Genomic DNA, 25,726 nt, shown 5'->3' on the forward strand with positions numbered 1-25,726 from the left:
CCTTAGCAAGGGGGGCGGGGAGGGTTTATCCCCCCCAGCCCCCCTTGCTAAGGAGGGAACAAGGCGTCCTGCGTACGACGTACGACGTAGGACGTAGGACGTGCGTTTTGCGTCTTGCGTTTGGCGTTTTGCGCTTTGCGTACGACGTACGACGCACGACGTACGACCCACGCCCGGCGCCCGGCCACCGGCGTACACCACTCGGCGCCTTGCCTTAGATTGGTAGCGTGCAACCCGAAATCCTCTACCGACTGCGCTTCATTTCCAACCTCACCGAAGGCCCCGGCAACAAGCCGCTGTTCGTCCTAACCGACGTCGAGCGCCCCGAAGGGGACAAGGAGCCGCCCAGGTACCGGCCGCGGCTGGCGCTGTGGGACGGCGGGCTCAGGCTGCTGACCCAGGGCGAGGCCCGCAACCCCCAGTGGAGGGGGGAGCACTACTACTTCACCCGCAAGGTGGACAAGGCCAACCAGCTCTTCCGGATGCCGGTGGGCGGGGGAGAGGCCGAGCAGCTCACCCGCTTCAAGGGGGGCGTGAACGGCTACAAGGTGAGCCCGGACGGCTCGAGGATCGCCCTCTTGAGCCCGGGTGACCGCGAGGCCCCCAAGCCCGACCAGCCCCAGAGCTTCGCGTCGTGGCCCTTCAAGTTCGAGCAGCGGGGCCTGCTGCAAGACACCCCGGCGGCGGTGTGGCTGTGGGAGCAGGGGCAGTTACGCCAACTGCACCAGCCCGCGCTGGAGGTCACCGAGATGGCCTGGAGCCCCGACGGCCAGCAGCTCTACCTCGTGTCCTACGGCAGCCTGCCCGAGCGCCTGGAGGGCAAGCAGCGGGTCTACGCGCTCGACCTCCAGGGCCGCGTGCGCGAGCTCTTCGGCGGGGAGGGGCCGGTCAGCGGCCTCGAGCCCGCCCCCGACGGCTCGGGCCTAGTCTACCTCGCCCACGCCTACGAGCGGGGCTCCGCCACCGACGCCCGCCTGACCTACCGGCCCTTCGGGGGTGAGCCCAGGGTGCTGGCGCAGGGCAACTTCACCAACACCATCAACTCCGACTGCCGCTACGGCGCCTACGCCCAGACCCCCAAGTTCGGCCCCGACGGGCTGGTGTACCTCGTCGAGACCAAGGAGGGCCACGCCCGCCTGCGCAAGGTCTCGCTCGAGGGCGAGGTGGGCAAGGTGCACGGCATCGGGGAGAGCGTGCTGGCCTTCGCCCTGTGCGGCCGCGACCTCTACGTCCTCACCGAGACCGCCACCCAGCCCGCCCGGCTCGGGCGCCCCGGCGAGACCCTCTTCGACCCCAACGCCGAGGCGGCGCTGGCCCTCTGCGAGCCCGCACCCGTGGCCTACCGCGCCCCCGAAGGCCACACGGTGCCCGGATGGGTGCTCCTGCCGGAGGGCGAGGGCCCCCACCCGCTGATCCTCTACATCCACGGCGGCCCCCACACCGCCTTCGGCAGCGCCCCCATGCTGGCGCACCACCTCTTCCGCGAGGCGGGCTTTGCCGTGGCCTACTGCAACCCGCGCGGCTCGAGCAGCTACGGCGAGGCCTTCGCCGACCTGGGCTACCGGTGGGGCGAGATCGACGAGGCCGACCTGCTGGGCTTCCTCGACGCCGTGCTCGAGCGCTTCCCCCAGCTCGACCGCGCGCGCGTGGGCGTGGCCGGGGGCAGCTACGGCGGCTACATGACCAACTGGCTCACCGCCCGCGTGCCCGAGCGCTTCAAGGCCGCCGTCACCGACCGCAGCATCTGCAACTGGACCAGCTTCTTCGGCGCCTCCGACATCGGCCCGCGCTTCGTGCATCTCCAGCTCGGCGCCAGCGTGTGGGACCGGCCCGAGGTGCTGTGGGCCAAGAGCCCGCTGAGCCTGGTGCACCAGGTCAAGGCCCCCACCTTAGTGGTCCACTCCGAGCAGGACCACCGCTGCCCCATCGACCAGGGCGAGACCTGGTACACCGCCCTGCTGCACCGGGGCGTCCCCACCCGCTTCTTCCGGGTGCCCGAGGAGGGCCACGAGCTCTCCCGCTCCGGCCGCCCCGACCGGCGCGTAGCCCGCCTCGAGGCCTACCTGGAGTGGTGGCGGCAGCATCTGTAGCGCTGTGGGTGGTCAGCACTAAGCCGTCAGCGGTCAGCCGTCAGCTCGTGGCGTGTGGCTGGTGGTTTGTCGAGGGTCTAGGGTCTAGGGCCAAAAGCCAAGGCGTACGGCGTACAACGTAGGACGTGCGTCTTGCGTCTTACGTCGTACGCCCCCTAGCTTTCCTCTTCCTCGGGCTCGAGGTTCTTGAGCAGGTCCTCGAGGCTGGCCTTGCCCTCCTCGAGGTCCTGCGCGATCTTCTGGATCGCCAGGCGGACCACCTCCGACTTGGAGACCAGGCGCTCGGGGTTGGAGAGCTCGTAGGCGGCCTTGGTCAGCAACGCGTCCTGCTCGTCGCTGATGACCACCTGGAGCCTTTTTTTCTCTTTCTTCGCCATTGTGCTCCCGCCTGCACCCTGCACGGCCTCCGAGCCTGCACCCGTCAACGACCAAGCTACTGCATCGTCATGAAGTTGCTCCGAGGGGCTTCATGGGTGCTTAACTCATTAAGCGGCAGTTTAGCACAGTGCACCAATGCTTGACAACGCAAAAAGCACTACATACACTCAAGTTGAGCATCATGTGTAAGATGCTGAATACATAGGGCCTTAGGAATAGGGTGATCGATACGTATGGAACAGGCTATGTGGGTGCGGGGCGGAACGCCGCTGAGCGGCGAGCTCAGGGTATATCCCGCCAAGAACTCGGCGCTCAAGCTCATGGCGGCCAGCCTCCTGACCGCCGACCCTGTAACGCTGCTGGAGGTCCCGCGCCTGCGGGACGTGGACGTGATGCTCGAGCTGCTGTCCCACCTGGGCACCCGCTACGCCTGGGAGGGTCGCACCCTGCACCTCCACACCCCTGAAATCACCAACACGGTCGCGCCCTACGAGCTCGTCAACAAGATGCGGGCCAGCTTCAACCTGCTGGGCGCCCTGGTCGCCCGCGCGGGCGAGGGCACCGTGCCCCTGCCCGGCGGCTGCGCCTTCGGCCCGCGCCCGGTGGACCAGCACCTCAAGGCCCTGCGCGCCCTGGGTGCTGAGGTCAGCGAGGACTCGGGCTACTTCACCGCCCGGCGCGGGCGCCCCCTCAGCGGGCGGGTGGTCTTCGACATGCCCACCCTCGGCGGGACCGAACAGGCCCTGCTGGCGACCGCCCTCGGCGGCGAAGCCACCCTGATCCTCACCGCCCAAGAGCCCGAGATCGAAGACCTCTGCTACTTCCTCAACGCCATGGGCGCCGACATCCGCGGCGTCGGCAGCAGCATCCTCCAGGTCAAGGGGGCGCCGCGCCTGGGCGGCGTGACCTACCGGGTCATCCCCGACCGCATCGAGGCCGCCACCTTCCTGCTGGCCGCCGCCGCTACCCGGGGTAGCATCACCCTCACCGACGTCGAGCCGCTCCACCTCGACGCGCTGCTCGACAAGCTGGCCCAGGCCGGGCACCGCATCGAGGTCGGCCCCGACTGGATCCGCCTCGAGGCCACCCCCGACCCCAAGCCCTTCAACATCGAAGCCCGCGAGTACCCCGGCTTCGTCACCGACATGCAGCCCCTGGCGGTGGGCTACCTGGCCGCGGCCCAGGGCAACGCCTTGGTCTCCGACCGCATCTACCCCGACCGCTTCACCAACGTCCCCGAGCTGCTGCGCATGGGCGCCGACCTGACCCTCAAGGACCGGGTGCTCTCCGTCAACGGCAAGAAGCTGCACGGGGCCACGGTCAAGGCCACCGACATCCGCGCCGGGGGCGGCCTGGTGATCGCGGCGTTGGCCGCCGAGGGCGAGAGCCGCATCGAGGGGATGCAGTACCTCGAGCGCGGCTACGAACAGCTCCCCGAGCGCCTGCGCAGCCTGGGGGCCCACGTGGGCCTGGTCACCGAAGAGCCCGTGCTGGCCGTCGCGGCCGACTGAGGGTTCCTCGAAAGAAGGAGCGCCCGGGGTTCCCGGGCGCTCTGTCGTCGTGGCGGCTACTTGGACTTCGCGTTGGCGGTGGCGGGCTTGAGGTCGCCCAGGCTGCGCTTGATCAGCCACTGCTGGGCGAGGGTGATGACCATCGAGAGGATCCAGTAGATCGAGACGCCCGAGGGGAAGCTGAAGATGAAGAACACGAACACCAGGTTCATGATCATGCCCTGGCGCAGCGCGTCGGGGTTGCCGGCCGCCGAGAGGTAGGTCGAGGCGAGGGTGGTGAGGATGTAGAGGATGGGCAGGATGTAGAAGGGGTCCGGCAGGGCGAGGTCGGGGATCCAGAGCACGCCCTGGCCGAACTCGTAGTTGGCGATGACCTTCCACAGCACGAACAGCACGGGAAGCTGCAGGAACAGGGGCAAGCACCCCGCGAAGGGGTTGATCTTGTGCTCCTGGTACAGCTTCATGGTGGCCTCGGTGCGCTTCTCCGGGTTGTCCTTGAACTTCTTGTTGATCTCCTGGATCAGCGGCTGGATCTTGTTCATCTCGGCCATGCTCTTGTACTGCTGGTGCATCAGCGGCCACAAAAGCAGGCGCACGATCAGGGTGAGGAGGACGATGCCGAAGAACCAGCTCCCGGTCCAGCGGTGGCCCTGCTCCATCACCCACAGCAGGGCGAGCGAGAGGCGGCCCCAGATGTCGGGGTTGAAGAGGCCGGGCAGCTCGAGGTAGCGCTCCACGTGCAGCCGCACCATCTCGTTGAAGCCGCCGTAGGCCCGGAAGGAGGTGGGCTGGCCGGCGGGGACGCTGACCTCGAGGGTGGCCGCATCCCCGCTGGAGGTGCGGGTCAGCTTGGCCTGGTCGAAGCCCTGGACGGGCTGCACGACCATGGCGTAGCCCTTGGTAGCGGAGTGCTGCCAGGCCACGTACACGGGCTTGCCGCTGCCGTTCTCGGTGGGCTGGGTGTTGCCGGGGGTGAGCCACTTGGTGATGGGGCGGTCACTGCCGCCGATGCCGCTCCAGCTCAGCACCCTGGGGCTGCCCGACTCCACGCCGACCTCGAGGGAGAGGAACAGCGGGTCGATGACGTAGGTGAGCCTGGCGTCGCCCTGGGTGAAGGTCGCGGTGAGCTTGCCGCCCTTGTTGCCGTTGGGCGCTTGGCTGAACTCGGCCTGCGGGCTGGTGAAGCCGGAGAGGGTGCCCGGCAGGGGCACGCCCGGGCGCACCAGGTTGAGTTTGCCGTTGTAATTGCCCTTGAAGTCGGTGCCGCGCACCTGCTTGGGGTACCAGCCGACGATCTGGCCCTGGGTGTTGAGGGCGACGTCGGCGAGGTTGGTGACGGCGACCTTCTCCGGTTTGCTGTCGCCGTTGACGTCGGCATCGCGCCACTCGGCCTTGAGGGCCAGGGCGGGGGTGAGGGTGAAGAGCAGACCTAGGGTCAGTCCCAGGGCCAGCTTGGCCAGCCTGGGGCGGCTACTGTGGTTCATCGTTCCTCCGTTGGGGTGGGCCAGACGTTGAAGCGGGGGCGATGCTGCGGCACGGGGTCGAGGCCGCCGGGGTGCAGCGGGTGGCACTTCAGCAGCCGCCGGGCCGCGAGGTAGCTCCCCCAGAAGGCCCCGTGGCGCTCGAGGGCCTCCAGGGCATAGCAGCTACAGCTCGGGTAAAAACGGCAGGTCGGCGGCTTCAAGGGCGAGATGAAGCGCCGGTAAAACCGCACCAGACCGATCAGCAGGGACTTCACTCCAGCTCCGTTTCGCGGTGTTCGGCCGCCCTCGCCCCGGCCTGCTCGAGGGGCTCGAGCGGGGGGAGGGGGCCGTTGACCCGCACGCGCGTCATTGTATCAGCCCGGATTTCTTCAAGGTGAAAGCCAGGTCGCGGTGTAGCTCGGCGTAGGAGGCCGCGGCGGCCTCGGGTTGGGCCACCACCATCAAGTCGCAGGGGGGCAGCAGCATCCGGCGCAGGATCTCGCGCAGGCGGCGGCGGATCTTGTTGCGCACCACCGCCTTGCCCACCTTCTTCGATACCACCAGCCCGGCCCGGGTGGGGCCGGCACGGCTGGGCAGCCAGCGCACCGCGACGAAGCGCCCGCGGGCAGCCCGGCCCTTCTTGAGGCGGGCGAAAGCCCACTCGCCCTTCAGGGACTCCAGCCGTGGCCCGGCCTCGAGGCGGGGCTGGGGCGCCGGCTCGGGCGGGGCCTCGAGCGGCAACACCTCGCCCTCCGAGCGGGCCGGCTCAGGGCGGGGGACACGGCGGCGGGGCTTGAGGGGGTCCATAAAAGACAACCTCCCGCTGGCCCGAGGGGCGCGGGAGGGTCAGAAAGTGCTCACGCCCTAGCCGGAGACGGAAAGGCGGGCACGGCCCTTGGCCCGGCGGCGGGCGATCACCTTGCGGCCGTTCTTGGTCTTCATGCGCACGCGGAAGCCGTGGGTCTTGGCGCGCTTGCGCTTGTTGGGTTGCCAGGTGCGCTTCATTGCAAATCCTCCGAACCCGGTGTTAAACCGGCAGCCCAAGAAGTCTATCACATGAACCCACCGAGCGCAAAGCCCCGGGGTGTTTACGAATCGCCGGTCATGTGCTAACGTTATGTCTTGCGGGTTCGACCCCCGCCCACCACGCCAAACGGCCCCATCGTCTAGTGGCCTAGGACGCCGCCCTCTCACGGCGGTAACAGGGGTTCGAATCCCCTTGGGGTCACCAAAAGCATAAGCCCGGCCTCGAGGCCGGGCTTATGGGCGCTTAGCTCAGCTGGTAGAGCATATCCCTTACAAGGATGGGGTCGGGGGTTCGAGTCCCTCAGCGCCCACCAACGAAAACCCCCGGTTCGCGCCGGGGGTTTACCCATAAAGTACCCATATACCCATAATCATCAACCGGCGGTCTCGGCCGTGCCCTCCTCGGGCTCATGGGCCTGGGGCAGACGGCGCGCCTGGATGGCGGCCTCGAGGTCGGCCAGGGCCACCTTGTTGTAGAAGCGCACCGCGGTGGTCACGCTGCGCTGGCCGTGGAAGGTGGCCGCCAGCTTGGGATTGCCCGTGGCTCGGATCATCTCGGTTTCGCTGGTGACCCGCAGGTCATGTAGCCGGTAGATCCCCACCTTCTTCTTTCTCGTCCTGCCCTCCCGGTCGGTGGTTTCCACCACCTCGTAAAGGCCAGCCTTGATCTGCCAAGATTCGTACAGGCGGTTGAAGTTGCGCGGGTCGAGCGGGGTACCGTCGGCGCTGGGGAACATCCACCCGCCGAGCACGTCCCGCCCCTCGGCCCGCATCTGCCCGCGGTGGCGTTCGAGCACCGCCACGATCTCGGCATTTAGCGGCAGGGTGCGGTCGGAGCCGGAGGTCTTGGTGGGCCCGATCTGGGGTTTCTCGCCCTTCTTGTGGCGGGGCACGTAGGCCCGGCGGATCCGCAGCAGGCCGCCGTTCTTTCCTACCTCGAGGTCCTCCCAGCGCAGCCCCAGGGCCTCGCCGCGGCGCAGGCCCAGGGCCAGGGTCAGGTAGAGCAGGGCATAAAGCCTATGGCTTTGGGCTGCCTCGAGCAGGCGGCCCTGGTGTTCGGGCGGCAGGGCCTTGCCGGCCTCGACCTCGGGCAGGCGGGGCAGCTCCACCAGGTCGGCGGGGTTGGCGGGGATGTACCCGTAGCGCACCGCCCGCCGCAGGGCGGCGTTGATGAGCTGGTGGATCTTGGTCAGGGTCGCCTTGGCCAGGCCCTTCCCTTTGGGTTTAGGCGCTACCAGGTGGCGGTAGAAGGCCTCGAGGCGCTGTACCGTGATCTCGGTCAGGGGAAGGTGGCCCAGTACCGGCTGGATGTGCTTGAGGTGGCCCTCCATGCGGCTGATGGAGTTGTCCCGCAGCTCGCTGCGGCTTTCGATGTAGTCCTCGATCCAGGTGGCCAGGGTGGGCGGCCTGGCGGCGTCGGGGGAGGCCAGGCCGTGCTCGAGCATCATCCGGGCCAGCACCCGCTCGGCCTCCTTGCGCCGCTCGGGGGTGCCGGGGCCCGGCACGTAGCGGCTCTTGGTGACCTGTTTGCCCTCGTGGTAGCCCACGGTGACGCGGACCTCGAAGAGGCCTTGTTTTTTGCGGTAGCGGATGGAGCCGAGGTTACGGCGGGGCATAGGCTAAATCTGACCCACCAAATAATTCCGAAAGGTTTGAAGCTTTACAAAAGCTTCCTGGGCTATTCCCTGGGAGAAATAGCGAGCTGGGATATCCGGTAGAGCTTGGTTGCCTGAGGCAAAATAGCGTGCTCGCTCGCTTTGCTGTTGGAGCCAAATATATTTTTCTGCCTCGTCTTCGGGAAGCAATTGCTTGGCTTTCTTCCGTCGGACATTATGTGCCCCCTTTCCGTTTACCTCAGCCTCCTGCAAAACATTAATGCCTTTTTGGACCAAAAAAGCCTCGAAGTAATGCAGGGCGGCATAAAACGAAATAGTGACCGCCCAATCATAGTGGCTGTCACCATCGCACATTTTTTGAGCCAACAGTTCGTTGGACTTAGCCTGTGCGGTGTGCTGTTGCGCTTTCGGCATAAACTAGAGCAAGTTTATCCCACTGCGCAAATGACGCACCTCGACTTCCTCTAAACCCGCGAATGGTACTGAATGAACTTGCACATCATCAAAACTCCCGTGCAGGGCTTGGGTGAGGACTACCTCAAGCTTGCTCAGGGCGGTAGAGAGGTCGCGATCGTACTCCTCTACTTTGTCCATTACGTACAGATGCAATTCACGAGGGGTGTTGGCATGCGCGTAAACCCCCTGGAGAAGGGTCCTCTTAGGCCCGAGGATTTCCCGCACCTTTCGCTGGGCAACGTCTACCCACGCCCAATCTGACGGAATTGTGGCCGAAGCAGATGCACCAAGCCTCTGCGGAGTTGAAGGTTGATAAGCCTGCCTCAACCGCCGCTCACCGTCAAATGGAGATATGGGGATTAGAAGAGTGCTCATTGTACACCTACCTCTTTTAGATATTCAGGGGCTATCAGCTTACGAAAAAAACCTTTGGTCACATCATGGGCTTCCTGAGTGTATTCGTCTAGGTCGCTCAGCGGGATAGGATAGTACACAGTCCCCTCAAAGCTGTAATCGAAGTCCAGGATTACCTTATCTCTGGGTAGTTCCGCGCCCACCTTATCCATCCTCGGATCAGCGCCAGTGCTGCTGATATACACTCTGAGCAGACCGCGGCCCTCCAAGCTTTCGCTCAGAACACCCACGTTACGCCTGGGGCTATCGGATAGCTGGGGAAGATTTAGGGGGCTATACAAAATCATGCCCGCCGCGTTGCGCTCGAGAGGTAAAAAGTTTATATATCGCAGGCCGATACGGGTAAGTCCTGGGAGGGAACCATACTCGGACGTGAAGAAGTTAAAGTAGTGCCGAAAAGATTTGATGAATACTTCAAAGCTCTTGTATTCGCTTCCTTGGACAACGTAAGCAAAGGAATTCAAGGCGACATTAACTGTTCTAGTACGATTAGGGGTAGCAAATTGATAAGCTTGGAGTGCCGGGGCCTGGTTAGGTTCCAAAGTTGGCACGTAGACCTCGGGAAACTCCGAGCGTATCTTCTGGTAGAAGCGCCCTCGAGCCACTTCCACCTCGGGATCTCCAGGGAACCGAAGCTCGAGCACAGCAAGCTGCAAAGGTAACTCCGACATTCGCTATCAGATTAGCAGGTTTTGTTTTACCACGCCGGTCGCCACATCCCCGTAGCGGGATGAGAGGAGCGTCTGGTGCTGACTCTAGGCGTTGCTATCTATCGCGCTACTTTGGCGGCCACCATCAGGGCTAATCCGATCCCTGCCATGAGCGCTCCGCCCCACCACACCCAATCAGCCGTGAACAGCCCCACGCCGATCATGCAGCCGCCGAAAACCAGGCCCACGAGGCCCACGTTGGTCAAGAAGGCCTTTTCGGCTGGCCCTTCCGTGAGCCGTTGGCGGGTCTCGAGCCGGATTCGCTCCTCTTCCTCGATCCGCTTGCGCATTTCCTCAGGGGTTTCAGGCATGAGACACCTCACCGTGCTGCGTAGCCGCAGATTACGTAAACGGTGCTGAGCGTTTTGGGGTACGCTTGCACCAGTACAGCGCGGCCTGGTTTTGTGCTGAAGATCGACGTGAACAGGTCTTTGTCTGATTGACTGAGCTCGACTGAGTACCCGTTTTTCACCAGTTCTTCCCGGAAATGCTCAAGGGTTCCCCCGATCAGCTCCCCGCGCCAAACCTCAAGCCCGCCCTTGCAATTCTGTCGGTAAGTGCTGCCGCCGGCTTCAAAAAGCATGGATACGATTTGCTCATCCTCAGGCTGGATGCGGGTAAACGCAGACGGGAGGTTGAACCCTAGGGCAGGGGAATTGACCCGGGCACAGGCAGTAAAGGCTAGGCTAATACAAAGGAAAACCACTAGGAATATCAATTGTTTCATAGTTATCCCCCCATATCAGCATTATCAGCGTTATCAGCATTAGGTTGAGTGCAAGGATTGATTCCGTATCACTGACTTGATGGCAATTCCCATAGGATTTTTCATAGCCAACCCCCGTTACACCGGCCGACCCGCCGGCACCACCCAGTACACTAGCTCAATAGCCCGATCACTTCGGCATCCTCGGCTAAAAACGGTTTGCCCACGGTTGTTATCATCCACAACCCGAGGTCAATCCTCATGAGTGACACATTAATACTTTGATTACAGCTCATGCACAATGCGCTTGAGCTGGCGTGGGCTGTAGCGTACGTCAACCACCACCCCTTGGACCTCGAACGGTTCTGCCTTGTCGATGACGATCGGCTTTACCTTTGGATTCCAACTTTTCAGGATCACATGGTCGGCCTCGGGGTTCCAGACTTTAAGGACTCCCAGGCCGTCTTTCCCGCGCTCTGGTAGCCAGATGACCACAATGTCATTCAATTCAGGTGTTAGAGCGATAGCTGAAGTTTTCTCATGATGTAACGGATCACGTAACGGCAGGCGTTCGTTTACGCACAGTTCATTCAGGTTATATATGTAGAATGTATCATCCGATGGGAGTGAGTGTTATGGGTGCGTCTGTTGCCAACCTCGAAGAACTGACCTCGGTCAGGACAGTGGAGTTGCTTAAGCACCATACGCCCCAGGTGAGCGAGCTGCTCGAGCAAGCCCGGAACTTACAGCGTCTCGCCCGCCAGGTCGAAACCGGGTGGGGCCAAATTCCTGCGGAAGCCAAGATCATTCTTAAGGACTTCGGTTATTCCCTTAACCAGAGTTATCTGCGCCCTAACCCTTGGCAAATGCCTAGAGTAATCTCGTTCCTAATCAAAGCTGTGATCAAGGGCGAGATCCCGGCGTTGCTCAAATTCGGAAACGCTCTGCTCGAGGCACAGGAAGCGATTCTTTGCCAGGTCGAGCGTGAGAATAGCTCCTACCAAGCTGCCGTTGCCGATGCCATTGACGACGTTGTGGGCGGACGAGATCCAGGACGCGAGATGAGCTTGGAGGAGTTCCGTGAGTTGGTCAAAACCGGCAAGGCTCTGCATCACTAAGCGCTTCGAGGAGACCCTCGAAAGGATCAAAACCGAACATCTAGGTGATCGCCGCTGGGCTAGGGCCCGAGAGAAATTCGAGGAGCGGCTGGTTCGAGTTGTGGAGGCTTTGTTGAATGACCCCTTTGCCCATCCCATGGAGCCCTTGCCTAGAGGTATGGATCTCAAAGAATGGCAGTTGCGTAAAATCCGCTTTGATATTCCCGGCATGAATTGGACCGACCGTAAATTCCGGGTTCTCTACTTCTATAACCCCCAGACGCATACCGTCGTACTGGCTCGAGCTTACACCCACGCTGAATTCGAAGGCCGCCCGAGCGATGAGGAGATTAGGGCGGCCTATGATGAGGCCAGGCTGGCTAGTTCAAGCTAATCCCCAAGCCCCCACTTATTGCCACTTATGCGCCCCCAGACAAGCAATTCCAAACCCACCCGACTTTTAGGGAAACTGCGTCCCGAACGGCCTTGTCACCCCCAAAGCGGTGCATAGTTGGGTGCTCTAATCAACATGGCACCATAGTGCATTTTGGCAAATGCAAGGGGGTTTCTCACATAGAACGATATGATTCTGAAGGACCTATGACCCTCGAGGAGTTCATCGCCTACTGGAGTGCCCACGCCCACGACGAGAGCGCCACCGAGCGAGCCAGTGCCCAGAGCCACTTCATCGGGCTGTGCCGGGCCCTGGGGTTGGAGGAGCCCCGCGGCCCCGACTACACCTTTGAGAAGGCGGTGCGCAAGGTGGGCGGGGGCCAGGGCTTCGCCGACGTGTGGAAGCGTGGCCACTTCGCCTGGGAGTACAAGCGCGCCGGCTCCAACCTGCACCGGGCCTACGAGCAGCTCACGCTCTACCGCGACGACCTGGGGAACCCCCCGCTGCTCATCGTCAGCGACCTGCTGCGCTTCGAGGTCCACACCAACTTCACCGGCACCAACCCCAAAGTCCACGCCTTCGGCCTCGAGGAGCTGCGCGATCCCGCCAACCAGAAGATCTTGCGGCTTGCCTTCACCGACCCTGAGCAACTCAACCCCAAGCACCAGCGCCGCCAAGTTACCGAGGAGGCCACCGAGCGGGTAGGAGCCATCGCCCGCGCCCTGGTTAGCCGAGGCCACGACCCGGCTCGGGTGGCCCACTTCATGATGCAGCTGGTGTTCTCCCTCTTCGCGGAGGACGTGGGCTTGCTGCCTAAAGGGATCATGACCACCCTGCTCGAGCGGGGCAGAGCTGACCCCCTGCGGCTGCAGCGCGCCCTCTCCGCCCTCTTCGCGGCCATGAGCACCGGGGGTGACTTCGGCGTCGAGGAGATCCGCCACTTCAACGGCGGGCTCTTCGACGGTGCGGAAGCCCTCCCCCTCGAGCCCGCCGAGATCGCCGCGCTGCATGAGGCCTCCGTCCTGGACTGGGCCGACGTCGAGCCTCACATCTTCGGCACCCTCTTTGAGCGCAGCCTGGATCCCAACAAGCGCGGGCAACTAGGGGCGCACTACACCAGCCGCGAGGACATCCTCGACGTGGTCGAGCCGGTGGTCCTGGTGCCCTTACGTGAGGAGTGGCGCCGCATCCGCGCCGAGATCGAGGAGTACCTCGCGGGCCCCCCGCGCATGGACGGCCGTCACCATTTCGATGGGACGCTCGGGTGGGGCCGGAAGACCCAGCCCCGCAGGTCCAAGCGCTCCGGGGAGTTCGTCGCCGGGCGGATCGACCCCTTCCTCCGCAAGCTGCAGACCCTTAGGGTCCTCGACCCCGCTTGCGGCTCGGGCAACTTCCTCTACGTCACCATGCAGGGCCTGCTGGACCTGCAGCGCGACGTGCTCAACTTCGCCGCTGAGATCGGAGAGCCTCCCCTGCGGCAATTCGTCAGTCCGGAGCAGTTTTACGGCCTCGAGGTCAACCCCTTCGCCTACGAGCTGGCCAGCATGGTGGTGTGGATCGGCTACCTCCAGTGGAAGCGGGCCAACGGCGAGAGCAACCACGACAACCCCGTCTTGCGCAAGCTCAACACCATCCAGCTCCGCGACGCCCTGCTAGACCCTGACGGCAGCGAGGCCGGGTGGCCCGAGGCCGACTACATCGTGGGCAATCCACCCTTTCTGGGCAGCTCGAGGATGCGCGACGAGCTGGGCGAGGCCTACACCGAGGCGCTGCGCCGGGCCTACCAGGGCCGAGTGCCGGGTGGGGCAGACCTGGTGTGCTACTTCTTCGAGAAGGCCCGGGCGCAGATCGAGGCGGGAAGGGCCAGGCGGGCCGGCCTGATTGCCACCAACTCCGTCCGCCAAAAGGTCAACCGGCCAGTTCTCGAGCGCGTCCTCCGAACCGGGGGTATCTTCCTGGCCTGGCCCGACCGCCCCTGGATCCAGGACGGCGCGGCGGTGCGGGTGAGTATCGTCTGCTTCGACGGCGGTATTGAGGCTTCCCGCACACTCTGCCACTTCGCGGGCGCCGAGGACGACCCTGCCGCCCGGCAGGTCGTGGCCCGCGCCGTGGCCCGCATCCACGCCGACCTCACCGGCGGGCCCGACCTGACCCGGGCCCGGCCCCTCCGGGAGAACGCGGGCAGATCCTTCGAGGGGGTCAAGCCCGCCGGGCCCTTCGACGTCCCTGCTGACGTCGCCGAGGCCTGGCTCGACCTGCCCAACCCCTCGGGGGTGAGCAACCGGGACGTGTTGCGGCCCTACATCAACGGCGACGACCTGCTGGACCGCCCCTCGGGCCGATGGATTGTGGACTTCCAGCGGATGAGCCTGGAGGAGGCCGCCCGCTACCGCCAGCCCTTCGCCTATGTCGAGCAGAGGGTCCGGCCGGTCCGGGAGAGGAACAGGGACCGGGGCAAGCGGGCCCGGTGGTGGCTGCACGACCGGCCGCGGCCGGAGATGCGCGCGGCCCTGGAGCCGCTAGCCCGCTACATCGTCACCCCCCAGACCGCCAAGCACCGGCTGTTCCTGTGGCTGGACAAGGCGGCTCTCCCCTCGAGCCTGCTGGTGGTACTGGCCTTCGACGACGACTTCAGCTTCGGCGTGCTCAACAGTGCACCCCACGTTCGCTGGGCGCTGGCGGTAGGGGGGACGCTGGAGGACCGCCCCCGCTACTTCCCTAGCGACTGCTTTGAGACCTTCCCCTTCCCCCGCCCCGACGAGTCCCGGCGCGAGGCCGTTGCCCGGGCGGCGCGGCACTTGGAGCAGGTCCGCCAGCGCCTCCAGCAGCGAACCGGCCTCGGGCTCACCCAGCTCTACAACGCACTCGAGGGGCTACGCCTGTCCCCTGACGCCGCCGACCCCGTCCACGCGCTGCTGGATGCTCACGAGCAGCTCGACCAGGCCGTAGCCGCCGCCTACGGCTGGGAGTGGCCCCTGAGCGACGAGCAGATCCTCGAGCGCCTCCTGAAGCTCAACCTCGAGCGCGCTGCTGCAGAGGGCTTGGCCGAGCCAGAGTGTGAGCCCGTGTAAACAAGGCGGTGTCTCGGTCATGGCCTGAAAATCAATTGCTTGGCATGTAGAGGCCAATGCAGTAAGGATTAGAAGCAGGTTATTAATCACAAGTCGGTGCGGTCGGAGTGGGAGGATAGAACTATTCCTGGAGGGTCGGTGATGCCTAAGTGCCGTTACTGTGGTCAGCCTACGCAGGGCTTTCTCTCTTTCGCTCATCGTGAGTGTACCGAACGCCATACCAAGGGTAAGGCAGAAATAGCCCGCCGCATCGAGCTTCTTCCCCAAGAGCCCGATCCTGGGCTTGCCTTGGCTCAGATCAAGCAGATCGCCTCGGATGCCTTCCTGGCTGGAGAGGGCCTGGTCAGGGCCGCTCTGGCGGCTCTGCCAAAAGCCATCGACAACGCGCTGGATGACCATCTCCTTTCGGCTCAAGAGCAGCGGGCTTTCGAGGCACTGATTCAGGAACTCGGCCTAGGCAGCCGAAAGGAGATTCAGCCCTATGCCCTGCGCTTAGTCCGCGCCGCGGTCCTGCGTGAGCTGGCTGAGGGGAGGGTCTTCGAACATCCGCTACCACCGAACACGCCACTCCTGCTGCAAAAGGGGGAGAAACTGGCGTGGGTCTTCCAAGGGGTCAAGCTCTACGAGTACCGTGTCCATCGTGAGTACGTCTCCTCCGGTGGGGGGATGTCTGTACGAGTGGCGAAGGGCGTCTACCTGAGAAGCTCCCAGATCAGGACCAAGCCTGTCGTCACCGAGCGTCTGGAGCTCACTGACCAAGGGATGCTTTTGGTGAGCACCAAGCACCTGTACTTTCATGGAAGGAAAGCCCATCGTCTGGCGCTCAAGAAGATCGTAGCCCTGGACCCCTACCGAGACGGGATCGAGGTCCACCCGGACGGAGCCAAGCCAAGGCCGAGAATCTACACCCTGGACGACGGTTGGTTCGCCTACAACCTGATCACCGGACTGGTGGGTCTTGCTTCCTAAACCCGCGCCTCGTGGCTTGAAAATTTAGCCGCTAATACCCCTCCTCTCCAAACAAGCTGACCTGCACACCCGGACCTTTCGGCAAGGTGAGGTCAGGTTGGGGCAGCGCCCCGTTCTCCTTGAGGGCGACCACCGCCTGCTCAGCCGCAGATAGGGCCCCCGGCAACTCGCACACCTGCTGCGCTTCGGATGGGTATTTACCCCGCGCCATTGCCCAGAAGGGGTTGCGGTAGGCTCCCCAGACCTCGAGCGAGAGTGCGTTGCCGTGGATGACCGTAGCCGGGACGCCCCAGGCGGTGAGGTTGACGTAGCACATCATGACTGCCGTATGGCTGACGTCCCAGGCCGTCACCCGCATCCGGCAGGGCGGCTCGCCGCGGGTGGCCAGCACCTCGGCAGCCGCCAGCACCAGCCCTCCGGCCCCGCAGGCGGGCTCGAGCAGCTCCAGCGGTCGGTCCTCCGGCAGCTCGGCGTCCATCAGGGCCATGCGGGCCATCATGGTCGCCACAGGCGTGGGGGTGTAGAACTCCCCGCCGATCTGCTTGCCGCCCCTGCTGCTCCACTCCTCGTGGGTCGGGCCCAGCAGGTCCTGGTAGGGGTGGAACTCCATCGCCCCGACGAGCAGTCCGAAGGCCCGGGCGAAGTCCTCGAGGTCGGGTCGCTCCCAGCGGGCGGCCTCCTCGAGGTAGAGCGCCTCGTACCGCCCGGCGGAGAGGGCGCACGTGGCTAGCGTCAAAAAGGCGTCGAAAACCTTCAGGTAGCCCCGCCCGGTGCGCCGGGCGACCTGCTCGAGCGGCCTTCGGTAGGCAAAGCGCGGGGTCACCCCCGCGCTCTTGCCCGCACGCCCCTTAGCGGGCATCGCGTCTGGCCTCCTCGAGGGCCTGCTCCTGCATGCGCTTGAGCACGTCGCCGATGGTGATGGCCTGCCAGCCTGGGACCGGAGTGGCGCCGACCGAGCGCAGCTCATCGAGGTCGAAGTACCCGAACTCGAGGTAATGGCCCTTGACGAGCCCCCAGGCCAGCCGGGCCGGGGCGCCTGGGTGCTCCTCATCGGGGTGGTACTCCACCACGTACCAGGCCCAGCCGCTGGGGTGAGCCCAGCAGGCCAGCACCACCCGGTCGGCCAGGTCGCCCATCGCCTCGTAGGAGAGGGCGATCATGCCCCCTCCCCCTCGGCCTCGAGCGCGGACATCGCCCACAGGCTGCGCAGCTCATACCGGGCGAGCTGGTGCTGGAGCTGAGCCTCGGCCACGTCCGCCAGGGCCATCCGTAGCCCGCGGTCGAAGCCCTCCACCTGCTGCCGCTCGGGCTCGGTCAGCAGGGCCAGGTTGGCGTCACGCTCGGCCTGGTTCCTGCCCTCGAGACCCTCGCGGATGAGGGTGTGCTCGCGGCGGGTGAGTGCGGCGCGGGCCTGCTCATAGTGACCGCGAGCCATCTGCTCGGCGCGCAAAGCCTGCACCAGGGTCTCGGTGACCTGCTCCAGCCGGGCCTGGGCCGCCTCGATGCGCTGGAGGAGGGCGCGCATTAGCGCGCACCCCCCTTCGCGACGAACTGCTTCCAGGAGAGTTTGCGGGGCGCGGCCAGCCAGGCGCTCCAGACGCCGGTGGCTTCGGCGTACTCACGGCTGAAGGGCCTGAGGGACTCAAGGTAGCTCTTGAACTGCTTGGGGCCTTTGAACTGGTGTAGCATGAGCTTGTCTCCTTTCGAGATTCAGAGGGTGTGTGCTTGGCGGCTGCGCCCTCTGATGTCGATATAGTATCAAAGGCGGATACTATTGTCAATATCTGATACATGGGTTAGGATGCGATACAGGGGTGGTACTATGTCACCGATGACCGATCGTGTGCGAAAAGCTGTGAAGGAGCGAATGGCCCAGCTTGGCATGAGCCAGGGGGACCTAGCTGAAAAGCTCCACATGGAGCGGGTAAACCTTAATCGAGTTCTGACCGGGCGCAGCGGCAAGATCCCCGAGAGTTGGCAGCGCATCCTCGACAGCCTGGGGCTCGAGTTGATGGTGGTGCCAAAATCAGATCAAAGCGCAACCTGAAGTACGGCACTCGATGAGGTAGTGTGGTCTGAAAGACCAGGGACGGAGCGGCCACTCCGTCCCTGGCTGGCAGTGTTCTTATCTCGAGGCCTATCGCACACCTATTGGTCAGCCTTATGAAAACCGGGCAAATAAACCGTATAGCTATTCCAGCTGGGTTAAGATGAAAATCGGTTCGTCTGTCGGCGGCGCCTTGGGGAGGTCAACATAGCCGTGCAGGTCAGCAATGACCCAGTTTTCTCTGATGGCCAGGCTCGATTCCAGTTCTGGCAGCAGCTCATGTGGGAACCGACCGGCCTTTACCGCCTCGCGCACCTGACGCTGATCGCCGTGCTGCTACTGGCGGTGACCCGGGTGGTCGCCCTCACCGGTGGCACCCCCAACCCCCTCGTCCACCTCATGTACGGCCCGATCCTGCTGGCTGCGGCGGGCAGTGGCCCCTGGGTAGCCGCCGCGGTCGGGGTGGTGGCCGGGGTGCTGGTTGGGCCGCAGCAGCAGGTTATGCTCACGGGAGCCGAGGCTCAATCTGACGCGAGATGGCCGGTGCGGATGCTGATCTACAGCCTGATTGGAGGGGGTGCCGGGATGGTCCTCGAGCGGCTGCGTCGCAGCCTACGGGCGACGCGGGAGCTGGCCGAGCAGCTCGCCCGCGGCTACGGCAACACCCTGCGTACCCTGGCTGCGCTGGTGGCCTACCACGCCCACGAACTGGGCAAGCGGCTGGGGGTGAGGGGGCACGACCTCGAGACGCTGTGGTGGGCGGGCCTGCTGCACGACCTGGGCAAGGTGGGCATCCCCGAGTACATCCTGCGCAAGCCGGGCAAGCTCACCGCCGAGGAGTACCGCGAGGTGCAGCGCCACGCCGACTTGGGGGCCCAGATCCTGCTCTCGGCCTCGCCCGAGTTCGCCACCATCGCCGAGGGGGTGCGCGCGCACCACGAGCGCTGGGACGGGAAGGGCTACCCCCGGGGGCTGGCCGGGGAGGCCAGCCCCCTCTTCGGCCGCATCCTCGCCGTCGCCGACGTCTTCGAGGTGCTCACCAGCCGCCGCCCCTACCGGGAGCCGAGCTCCGGCGCAACGCGGGCAGCCAGTTCGACCCGCAGGTGGTCGAGGCTCTGCTGCAACTCGTCCACGAAGGCCGTGTCCAGACGGAGGGGGTTCCGCCCCCCCTCTACCACGAGGTGCCGGTGTTCGAGCTTCGGAGCATGCAGCCGGAGGAACGGCTCGTAAACTGAGTCGATCTCTCCAGGCTGGGTCCAGGGGCTGGTAAGGAAGCTATTGGGGGAATCGGAGGCAACTCTATAAGACTAGCCAGTAGGTTGGGGAGCCTGAGCCCTGGGGATTACGTACCGGAGCAGCCGCGGCCCTATACCCATGAAGTACCCATGAAATCTCGTGTGTCAGGCCATACCCGCGCTATGGTTGACTTCCCTAAAAGGAGCCGATTGCTTCGTCCTGGTGCTATTTTATTCACTCAGCCATACCCGCGCTGTAGCCCAAAGCTTGACCTTACAAGGATGGGGTCGGGGGTTCGAGTCCCTCAGCGCCCACCAGCGAAAGCCGGCCCGGAGGCCGGCTTTTTGTCGTACCTTTGCACCCGAACCTTCACCCCGCCGACAGCGGCATCCCCCGCGACTTGGCCTGGTACATGCGGTTGTCGGCCAGGCGCAGCAGCGACTCGGAGTCCTCGGTGTCGGTGGGGAAGCAGGAGGCGCCGATGTTGACCCCCAGCCGCATCCCCCCGACCTCCAGCGCCCCGATGGCCCGGTGGTAGCGGGTGCCTGCCGCGACGGCGCCCTCGAGGTCGGCGTGGGGCAGGATGGCGGCGAACTCGTCGCCGCCCCAGCGGTAGAGGCTGTCGCCGTTGCGCCGTTGCTGGCGCAGGGCCTGGGCCACCGCCTGCAGGGCCCGGTCGCCCTGCTCGTGGCCCAGGCGGTCGTTGATGGCCTTGAAGCCCGAGAGGTCCATCACCAGCAGCGAGACGGGGTAGGCGTAGCGGCGGGCGCGCTCGAGCTCCTCGCTTAAGCGCAGGTCGAAGGCGCGGCGGTTGAGCAGCCCGGTGAGCACGTCGGTGAGGGCGGCCTCCTCGAGGCGCTGGCGGTAGCGCAGGTCGTGGAGGAGGGTGGCGACGGCGGGGGCGAAGAGCTGCGCGGCCCGCAGGGAGTCTTGGTCGAAGGCCAGCGGGTCGTGGAGGTTGTCGAGGTTGAGCAGGGCCAGCACCTCGCCCCCGTAGCGGATAGGCAGGTGGAGGTTGGCCTGGATCTCCCGGACCCGCGCGTCCCGTACCTTGCCCTCGGTGAGGCCCGACTCCAGGCTGGACTCGACGATGGCGCTCGAGCGCACCCGCGGCAACCCCCGCTCCCAGCTCTCCAGGTCCCCGTGCCAGGCTTGCTGCTGGCTGAGGCTGAACTCCACGCCGTGCAGGTCCTCCAGGCTGAAGCCGTGCACGGCCCGGAAGACGAAGACCTCGCCCTGCCGCGCCATCAGCGTCCCCGCCTCGGCCCCGGGCACCATGGCGACGGCGGTTTGCAGGATGCGGTGGTAGGCGGCTTCGGGGGAGAGCTCCAGCACCGTCTGCTGCAGCTCCAGCAGGGTCTGGGTGTGCTGCCGCTCGAGCATGCCCTCCAGCGCCAGGCCTACGGCGCGGCAGGCCCGGGCCAGCAGCTCCTTCTCGCTCTGCCGCCAGTGCCGCTGCCGGCGGCTCTGGAAGCCCAGCATGAAGCGGACTCGAGCCGACCCGGGCAGGGGGATGGGGTGCAGCACCAGCGCCTGCACGCCCGCGTCCTTGAGCGTCTGCAGGCCCCGCTCGTCGGTGGCGTATTTGTCGTTGAAAACGGGCTGGCCCGTGCGGTGGACCCCCCAGGCCAACCCCTGGCCGAAGGGGATTCCCTCCTCCAGCAGGGCCCGCTCCTGGGGGTGTACGTCGCCCCAGAACGTCACCGCCCGCAGCCGGCTGCCCTCCTGCCGCACCAGCGCCCCGGAGTCGAAGTCGAGCACCTGGCCCAGCAGCGCCAGCACCCGTTCCCCCAGCCCGGGGAGGGACTCGGCGGAGTACATCGTGCGGTTGAGGTTCTCCAGCAGCGAGAGCTCGGTGCGCTCGACCAGCCGGCTCAGGCGGCGGCTGACCCCTTCGGCGAACTCGAGCAGCGCCTGCAGGGCTTCCTCGCCTAGGGGTTCGGGGTACTCGAGGTTGAGCACCGCCACCGCCTCCGTCTGCTCGACCAGCGGCAGCGCCAGCTCGCACCGCGCCGGGCGGCCCGGCACCGGGACGTAGTCGCTCTCCGAGGCCACGTCGGTCACGTGGACGGAGCGGCGCTGCGCGAAGGCCCGCCCGACGACCCCGTGCTCGGGGATCGTCCGGTAGTCCTGGGGGAAGCTCCGGGAAGCGGCGACCCGCACGAAGCCCTCGCCCGCGGGGCTGGGCTCCCAGACGCTCACGTTGCCCTGGCCGTAGGCCTCCAGGATGGCCGGCAGCGCCTCGAGCACCTCGCCGCGGCTGTCCAGGCCGCTGAGCTCTTTCTGGGCCCGGATCAGCAGGTTGAGCAGGTGGGAAGCCCGCTTCCGTTCGCGGAAGGCATGGCGCAGGCGGGCCCCCAGCCAGGCCGCGAGCAGGCTCGACACCGCGTAGAGCGCCGTCAGCTCGAGCAGGGACTGACCGGTGCTCAGTAGCGCGTCCAGGAGGCTGGCCCCCGCCGTCAGGGGCAGCACCCAGCGGTAGCCCAGCACCGAGGTGAGGGTGGCCAGCGCGACCATCATCCAGGCCTCGGGGAAGCCAAGCGGCAAAACCCCTGCGTGACCCAGCAAATGCAGCACGAGCGCCACGGCGGCGGTTAGCCATGCACTCCTGCGGACTGAGCCCATGCGGCGTTTCCTTACCCCAGAATCTTAGCGCATCTTCAGGCTTGTTGGGCTGGTTCTTCCGAAGGGGCCGTTCACGAGGCGTTAACCAAACCTCCGGGCGCGCCCGGGGGTCGTATGGACGAAGCGGGGGTAGAGGGAAGCCCCTCGAGCGCGGCCTGGGCGCTTACAATGATCGGGGGACGGAACCAATCCCCGATCCCTGAGCCTATGGCGCGCACCAGCTACACCCTCGAAGACGTGGCCCGTGCGGCGGGGGTCTCGCCCAGCACGGTCTCGCGGGTCATCAACGGGACTGCCCGGGTGCGCCCGGGCAAGCTCAAGGCGGTGCTCGAGGCCATCGAGCGGCTGGGCTACCAGCCCAACCTCATGGCCAAGGGGCTGGCCCAGGGCAAGTCCCTGACCGTCGGCGTGATGGTGCAAGAGATCGCCAGCCCCTTCTACGGCGAGATGATCAAGGGCATCGAGCAGGGGTTCGACGGCACGCTCTACCACCCGGTGTTCTCCACCGGGCACTGGCGGGCTGAGCAGGAGAGGGAGGCGTTGCGGGTGCTCAGCGCCCGGCAGATCGACGCCCTGATCGTGCTCGACGGCCTGGTGTCCGAGGAGTACCTCCTGGGCCTTGCCCGCAAGATGCCGCTGGTGCTGTTCGGCCGCCGGGTCCGGGGCTTGGAGCACAACACGCTGCTGGTGGACAACCTGCAGGGGGCCTACTTAGGGACCCGCCACCTCGTCGAGCTCGGCCACACCCAGATCGTGCACATCGCCGGCCCCGCCTTCCACCTCGACGCCAAGAGCCGCCTCGAGGGCTACCGCAAGGCGCTGGAGGAGGCCGGGATCCCCTTCGAGCCCGAGCGGGTGATCGAGGGCGACTACGTCGAGCCCTCCGGGATGCTCGCCGTCGAGAGCCTGCTCGCGCGGCGCATCCCCTTCACCGCGATCTTCGCCGCCAACGACCAGATGGCCTACGGCGCGCGCCTGGCGCTGTACCGCCGGGGCATCCGCGTCCCCGAGGACGTCTCGCTGGTCGGCTTCGACGACCTGCCGGGCTCGAGCTACATGACCCCACCCCTCACCACCGTCCGCCAGCCGACCCTCGAGCTCGGCCGCGAAGCCGCCCGCGCCGTGCTGCTGATGCTCGAGGGCCAGCCCTACGAACCCCCGCTGTTCAACACCCGCCTCATCGTGCGCGAGTCCACGGCGATGCTGCGCCACAGCCGGGTGGCCCTGCCGGGCCGGTGGTCGTGAAGCGATAAGCCCTCAGCCGTCAGCGAAGGGTGAAAGGCTCGTGGTAAACCCCCCCCGGCGGCGGGGAGGGTTTATCCCCCCCAGCCCCCCTTGCTAAGGGGGGTGCAGAAAGGGCGTTCTGCGTACGACGTAGGACGTACGGCGTACGACCCGCGCCCAGCGTCCAGCACCCCGCCTTCACTCCACCTCCGCCATCAACTGCCGCGCCAGCCGCACCCGGTTGCGCACGGCCTGGGTTTCCTGGCGGTCCTGGGCCAGCCGGCGGCGGGCGAGGCGGAGGTGCTGGTCCTGGGCCTGGGGGGCGACCCCGCCCATCACCCGGCGCCGCTCGAGGAAGCGGCGGGGCTCGAGCGCCGCCTGCAGCTCGGGGGTGTCGTAGCCCAGGTGGGCTTGCAGGTCGGCGGGGGTGGCCTGGGCCAGGGTGCGGCCCTCGGCGGCGAGCGCGCCCAGCAGGTTCTTAACCCGGCGGTAGGCCTCGCCCAGGGGCAAGTAGCCCCCGGCCACCAGCACGTCGACGAGCTCGGAGGCCAGCACGGCGCGGTCTTCGAGGCCCTTCAAAAGGCCCTCGGGTCGGAATTCGCTCTCCTCCAGGGCCACGCGCATGAGCTCGAGCGCCCCCTCGGCCACCTCGCACAGGCGGTCGAGGGGCTCGAGCACCCCCGTGGAGTGGTCGTTGAGGTCGCCGAAGGCGGTGGAGTGGTTGAGCTGGGTCATGAGGCTGGCCCCGCTGATGAGCTCGGCGACGTAGACGCGGGCGTGCTCGAGGATGACCGGGTTGTGCTTCTGCGGCATGATCGACGAGCCCTGCGCCACGCGCTCGCCCACCCGGAAGGCCCCGGTCTCGGCCCAGGCCAGCAGGTCGCGGACGAGGCGCGAGAGGCTGGCGCCCAGCCCGGCGAGGGCCTGGGCGAGCTCGAGGGCCCAATCGCCCGCCGCGATGGCGTCGTAGGTGTGCTCGACCACCCCGCCGAAGCCCAGCCAGCGGGCCAGGGCCTCGCGGTCAACGGGGTAGGGGCTGCCCGCCAGCGAGCTCGCGCCCAGCGGGGAGCGGTCGGTGGTGTCGAGCGCGGCCCGCAGGCGGCGGAAGTCGCGGCTGAGCAGGTTCTCGAAGGCCGCCAGGTAGTGGCCCAGCGAGCTCGGCTGCGCGGGCTGGTGGTGGGTGTAGGCGGTCATCAGCGTGTCGCGGTGGGCCTCGGCCAGCACCAGCACCCGCTGGCGCAGGCGCAGCAGGTCGCCCATCACGGCCAGGGCCTGGTCGCGGGCATAGGCGCGGAAGACGGTGAGGTCGAGGTCGTTGCGCGAGAGCCCCCGCCGCAGGGCCCCGGCCACCTCGGCCCCGGCGGTCTCGTTGAGCTGGAGGTCGATGGCGAAGAACACGTCCTCGACGAGGCCGCTGAAGGCGGGGAGGGGGAGGGGCCGCAGGAGCTGGAGGGCCTTCACCGCCTCGGCGGCGTGGGGTACCCGCAGGGCGGCGAGGCCCTTGGCGTAGGCGCTCAGGGCGTCGAGGAAGTGGGGCACCAGCCGCTCGCGGGCGAAGCGGTAGTGGCGCATCAAAACGCGGCGTCGGTAGGTGGTGTTCCAGGGGGACATAAGTACTCAGCTTTCACTCAGCTAAGGCTCAGGGCCATCTCAGGCGTTTACTCCAAGCTTGTTGGCGTGAGGGTCACGCCACAACCCCCTCACCTCCCTTGACCGCCGGATCGCCACTCCGGCGGATTTTTTTTGCACCCGTGCGGACACCCGATCAGTTTAGCCAATCGGAGGCCCCGGGTGGGGTAACCTGAACCCGGTGCGCCTGCGCGTCCGCCACACCACCGAGTACCGCTACCTCGAGGAGGTCCAGGACTCCTTCAACGAGCTGTGGATGACCCCGGTCGACGACCAGCGCCAGTGCCTGCTCGAGCACCGCCTCTTCGTCGAGCCCTTCACCGCCGTGCGCGGCCGCCAGGACTACTTCCACAACCGCGTCCACGACTTCCGCGTGGCCGTGCCGCACAAGAGCCTCAGGGTCGAGGTCTTCGCCCGGGTGCTCACCTTCCCCAGCCCCACCCCCCTCCCGGTGCCGGTGGGGCAGCTCGAGCCCCTGCGCGAGCGCTTCTTCGAGTTCCTGGCCCCCACCGCCCGCGTCCCGCTGCACCTCGACTGGGGCCAGATGCTCGGCTTCCGCAAGCCCCACGCCGCCGAGAGCCTGCACGGCTACTTGCTCGAGGCCTCGAGCCACCTCTTCCGCTCGTTCACCTACGACACCGGCGCCACGCGGGTGGACACGCCGCTGCGGCGCTTCGTGGAGGGGCGCCGGGGCGTCTGCCAGGACTACGCCCAGGCGATGCTGGCCCTGTGCCGCAGCCACGGCATCCCCGCCCGCTACGTCTCGGGCTACCTCGCCACCGGCGTGGGCGCCGAAGGCAGCCACGCCTGGGTCGAGGCCTTCGTGCCCGGCTCGGGCTGGGTCGGCTACGACCCCACCAACGGCAGCGCCGTCACCGAGCAGTACGTCAAAACCGCCCACGGCCGCGACTACGACGACTGCCCACCCCTCAAGGGCCTGCGCCGCGGCGGCGGCGGGGAAGAGCTCAGGGTCTTCGTCAACGTAGAGGAGGAGCCGAGGTAGAAGTCGGTAAGAGGGTAGCGGGCGCGGGGTTTAGGGGAGCTTATGGTTACTGGCTCGTCGA

At 66.1% G+C, this 25,726-nt stretch carries 28 protein-coding genes and 2 tRNA genes; 13 read left to right on the forward strand and 17 right to left on the reverse strand.

Translation table 11 applies throughout. From position 1 onward, the window contains the following. Positions 1–227: 227 nt before the first annotated feature. On the forward strand, positions 228–2,090 hold the full coding sequence (locus Mterra_RS01220; protein ID WP_119313498.1) for a S9 family peptidase: 1,863 nt from the start codon (positions 228–230) through the stop codon (positions 2,088–2,090). A 155-nt stretch (positions 2,091–2,245) separates the two neighbouring features. Here Mterra_RS01220 and Mterra_RS01225 read toward each other — a convergent pair whose 3' ends face one another. Then, entirely contained in the window at positions 2,246–2,467 is a 222-nt protein-coding gene (locus tag Mterra_RS01225) for a hypothetical protein (RefSeq protein WP_027892344.1), read from the reverse strand. Between the two features lie 234 nt (positions 2,468–2,701). On the opposite strand from Mterra_RS01225, the gene murA reads away from it, so the two are divergent. After that, on the forward strand, positions 2,702–3,979 hold the full coding sequence (murA, locus tag Mterra_RS01230) for a UDP-N-acetylglucosamine 1-carboxyvinyltransferase (RefSeq protein ID WP_119313499.1): 1,278 nt from the start codon (positions 2,702–2,704) through the stop codon (positions 3,977–3,979). Between the two features lie 56 nt (positions 3,980–4,035). On the opposite strand, the gene yidC is transcribed toward murA, so the two are convergent. The 4 genes from yidC to rpmH form a co-directional block, all read right to left on the reverse strand. Beyond that, complete coding sequence (gene yidC / locus Mterra_RS01235) at positions 4,036–5,463, reverse strand: membrane protein insertase YidC (protein ID WP_119313500.1); 1,428 nt, start codon at positions 5,461–5,463, stop codon at positions 4,036–4,038. Beyond that, complete coding sequence (yidD, locus tag Mterra_RS01240; RefSeq protein ID WP_051304065.1) at positions 5,460–5,717, reverse strand: membrane protein insertion efficiency factor YidD; 258 nt, start codon at positions 5,715–5,717, stop codon at positions 5,460–5,462. Before yidD ends, yidC begins: the two co-directional genes overlap by 4 nt. Positions 5,718–5,808: 91 nt before the next feature. After that, the gene (gene rnpA / locus Mterra_RS01245; protein ID WP_119313501.1) at positions 5,809–6,249 is read right to left on the reverse strand and encodes a ribonuclease P protein component; all 441 of its coding nucleotides are present in this window, start codon (positions 6,247–6,249) and stop codon (positions 5,809–5,811) included. A 57-nt stretch (positions 6,250–6,306) separates the two neighbouring features. Continuing rightward, complete coding sequence (gene rpmH / locus Mterra_RS01250; protein WP_027892348.1) at positions 6,307–6,447, reverse strand: 50S ribosomal protein L34; 141 nt, start codon at positions 6,445–6,447, stop codon at positions 6,307–6,309. Positions 6,448–6,597: 150 nt separating this feature from the next. On the opposite strand from rpmH, the gene Mterra_RS01255 reads away from it, so the two are divergent. Further along, a tRNA-Glu gene (locus Mterra_RS01255) sits at positions 6,598–6,673 on the forward strand. A gap of 33 nt (positions 6,674–6,706) precedes the next feature. Next, positions 6,707–6,782 (forward strand) — tRNA-Val (locus Mterra_RS01260). A 60-nt stretch (positions 6,783–6,842) separates the two neighbouring features. On the opposite strand, the gene Mterra_RS01265 is transcribed toward Mterra_RS01260, so the two are convergent. Both Mterra_RS01265 and Mterra_RS01270 read right to left on the reverse strand, forming a co-directional pair. Beyond that, positions 6,843–8,084 (reverse strand): tyrosine-type recombinase/integrase, encoded by a 1,242-nt coding sequence (locus tag Mterra_RS01265; RefSeq protein ID WP_119313502.1) that lies wholly within the window; start codon positions 8,082–8,084, stop codon positions 6,843–6,845. A 3-nt stretch (positions 8,085–8,087) separates the two neighbouring features. Then, on the reverse strand, positions 8,088–8,498 hold the full coding sequence (locus Mterra_RS01270; RefSeq protein WP_119313503.1) for a HEPN domain-containing protein: 411 nt from the start codon (positions 8,496–8,498) through the stop codon (positions 8,088–8,090). Positions 8,499–8,570: 72 nt separating this feature from the next. Here Mterra_RS01270 and Mterra_RS01275 point away from each other — a divergent pair, with 72 nt between their 5' ends. Continuing rightward, positions 8,571–8,801, forward strand: coding sequence for a hypothetical protein (locus Mterra_RS01275; protein ID WP_119313504.1), 231 nt, complete (start codon positions 8,571–8,573; stop codon positions 8,799–8,801). Between the two features lie 110 nt (positions 8,802–8,911). On the opposite strand, the gene Mterra_RS01280 is transcribed toward Mterra_RS01275, so the two are convergent. From Mterra_RS01280 to Mterra_RS21705, 4 genes are all read right to left on the reverse strand, one after another. Next, entirely contained in the window at positions 8,912–9,625 is a 714-nt protein-coding gene (locus tag Mterra_RS01280; protein ID WP_119313505.1) for a TIGR04255 family protein, read from the reverse strand. A 98-nt stretch (positions 9,626–9,723) separates the two neighbouring features. Continuing rightward, positions 9,724–9,954: a hypothetical protein gene (locus tag Mterra_RS01285; protein ID WP_119313506.1), complete on the reverse strand. Its 231-nt coding sequence runs from the start codon at positions 9,952–9,954 to the stop codon at positions 9,724–9,726. A gap of 29 nt (positions 9,955–9,983) precedes the next feature. Continuing rightward, positions 9,984–10,391 carry a hypothetical protein gene (locus Mterra_RS21700; protein ID WP_147372490.1) on the reverse strand — a complete coding sequence of 136 codons (408 nt, stop codon included), beginning with the start codon at positions 10,389–10,391 and terminating at the stop codon, positions 9,984–9,986. Positions 10,392–10,655: 264 nt separating this feature from the next. Further along, positions 10,656–10,865, reverse strand: a complete 210-nt coding sequence (locus Mterra_RS21705) for a LexA family transcriptional regulator (RefSeq protein WP_147372491.1) — start codon at positions 10,863–10,865, stop codon at positions 10,656–10,658. Between the two features lie 125 nt (positions 10,866–10,990). On the opposite strand from Mterra_RS21705, the gene Mterra_RS01295 reads away from it, so the two are divergent. The 4 genes from Mterra_RS01295 to Mterra_RS01305 all read left to right on the forward strand — a co-directional run bounded on the left by Mterra_RS01295 (position 10,991) and on the right by Mterra_RS01305 (position 15,901). Then, a complete protein-coding gene (locus Mterra_RS01295; RefSeq protein WP_147372492.1) occupies positions 10,991–11,488 on the forward strand; it encodes a hypothetical protein in 498 nt (165 codons plus the stop codon). Between the two features lie 157 nt (positions 11,489–11,645). Continuing rightward, on the forward strand, positions 11,646–11,861 hold the full coding sequence (locus Mterra_RS21710) for a hypothetical protein (RefSeq protein WP_147372493.1): 216 nt from the start codon (positions 11,646–11,648) through the stop codon (positions 11,859–11,861). Positions 11,862–12,067: 206 nt separating this feature from the next. After that, positions 12,068–14,932 (forward strand): class I SAM-dependent DNA methyltransferase, encoded by a 2,865-nt coding sequence (locus tag Mterra_RS01300; protein ID WP_119313509.1) that lies wholly within the window; start codon positions 12,068–12,070, stop codon positions 14,930–14,932. 288 nt (positions 14,933–15,220) lie between these two features. Then, a complete protein-coding gene (locus Mterra_RS01305) occupies positions 15,221–15,901 on the forward strand; it encodes a hypothetical protein (RefSeq protein WP_119313510.1) in 681 nt (226 codons plus the stop codon). A gap of 31 nt (positions 15,902–15,932) precedes the next feature. Here Mterra_RS01305 and Mterra_RS01310 read toward each other — a convergent pair whose 3' ends face one another. From Mterra_RS01310 to Mterra_RS22110, 4 genes are read right to left on the reverse strand one after another with little or no spacing between them, the layout of a single operon-like run. Further along, complete coding sequence (locus Mterra_RS01310; RefSeq protein WP_170159509.1) at positions 15,933–16,760, reverse strand: N-6 DNA methylase; 828 nt, start codon at positions 16,758–16,760, stop codon at positions 15,933–15,935. Beyond that, entirely contained in the window at positions 16,750–17,061 is a 312-nt protein-coding gene (locus tag Mterra_RS22105) for a hypothetical protein (RefSeq protein WP_170159510.1), read from the reverse strand. Before Mterra_RS22105 ends, Mterra_RS01310 begins: the two co-directional genes overlap by 11 nt. Beyond that, a complete protein-coding gene (locus tag Mterra_RS01315) occupies positions 17,058–17,426 on the reverse strand; it encodes a hypothetical protein (RefSeq protein ID WP_119313512.1) in 369 nt (122 codons plus the stop codon). The genes Mterra_RS22105 and Mterra_RS01315 overlap by 4 nt, the downstream gene beginning before the upstream one ends. Then, positions 17,426–17,590, reverse strand: a complete 165-nt coding sequence (locus Mterra_RS22110; RefSeq protein ID WP_170159511.1) for a hypothetical protein — start codon at positions 17,588–17,590, stop codon at positions 17,426–17,428. The genes Mterra_RS01315 and Mterra_RS22110 overlap by 1 nt, the downstream gene beginning before the upstream one ends. Before the next feature lie 142 nt (positions 17,591–17,732). Between Mterra_RS22110 and Mterra_RS01320 the strand changes: the two genes are divergently transcribed. Together Mterra_RS01320 and Mterra_RS01325 are read left to right on the forward strand one after the other, a co-directional pair. Beyond that, positions 17,733–17,948 carry a helix-turn-helix domain-containing protein gene (locus Mterra_RS01320; RefSeq protein WP_218022857.1) on the forward strand — a complete coding sequence of 72 codons (216 nt, stop codon included), beginning with the start codon at positions 17,733–17,735 and terminating at the stop codon, positions 17,946–17,948. A gap of 279 nt (positions 17,949–18,227) precedes the next feature. Next, positions 18,228–19,178 (forward strand): HD-GYP domain-containing protein, encoded by a 951-nt coding sequence (locus tag Mterra_RS01325; RefSeq protein WP_147372494.1) that lies wholly within the window; start codon positions 18,228–18,230, stop codon positions 19,176–19,178. A 375-nt stretch (positions 19,179–19,553) separates the two neighbouring features. Here Mterra_RS01325 and Mterra_RS01330 read toward each other — a convergent pair whose 3' ends face one another. Beyond that, a complete protein-coding gene (locus Mterra_RS01330) occupies positions 19,554–21,704 on the reverse strand; it encodes a diguanylate cyclase (RefSeq protein WP_170159512.1) in 2,151 nt (716 codons plus the stop codon). Between the two features lie 312 nt (positions 21,705–22,016). On the opposite strand from Mterra_RS01330, the gene Mterra_RS01335 reads away from it, so the two are divergent. Beyond that, entirely contained in the window at positions 22,017–23,054 is a 1,038-nt protein-coding gene (locus Mterra_RS01335; protein ID WP_119313516.1) for a LacI family DNA-binding transcriptional regulator, read from the forward strand. Positions 23,055–23,231: 177 nt separating this feature from the next. On the opposite strand, the gene Mterra_RS01340 is transcribed toward Mterra_RS01335, so the two are convergent. Continuing rightward, a complete protein-coding gene (locus Mterra_RS01340; protein ID WP_119313517.1) occupies positions 23,232–24,644 on the reverse strand; it encodes an argininosuccinate lyase in 1,413 nt (470 codons plus the stop codon). 199 nt (positions 24,645–24,843) lie between these two features. On the opposite strand from Mterra_RS01340, the gene Mterra_RS01345 reads away from it, so the two are divergent. Continuing rightward, the gene (locus tag Mterra_RS01345) at positions 24,844–25,665 is read left to right on the forward strand and encodes a transglutaminase family protein (RefSeq protein ID WP_119313518.1); all 822 of its coding nucleotides are present in this window, start codon (positions 24,844–24,846) and stop codon (positions 25,663–25,665) included. Positions 25,666–25,726 lie beyond the last annotated feature (61 nt).

Origin of the sequence: Calidithermus terrae (assembly GCF_003574345.1) — a bacterium.
Lineage (GTDB): Bacteria > Deinococcota > Deinococci > Deinococcales > Thermaceae > Calidithermus > Calidithermus chliarophilus.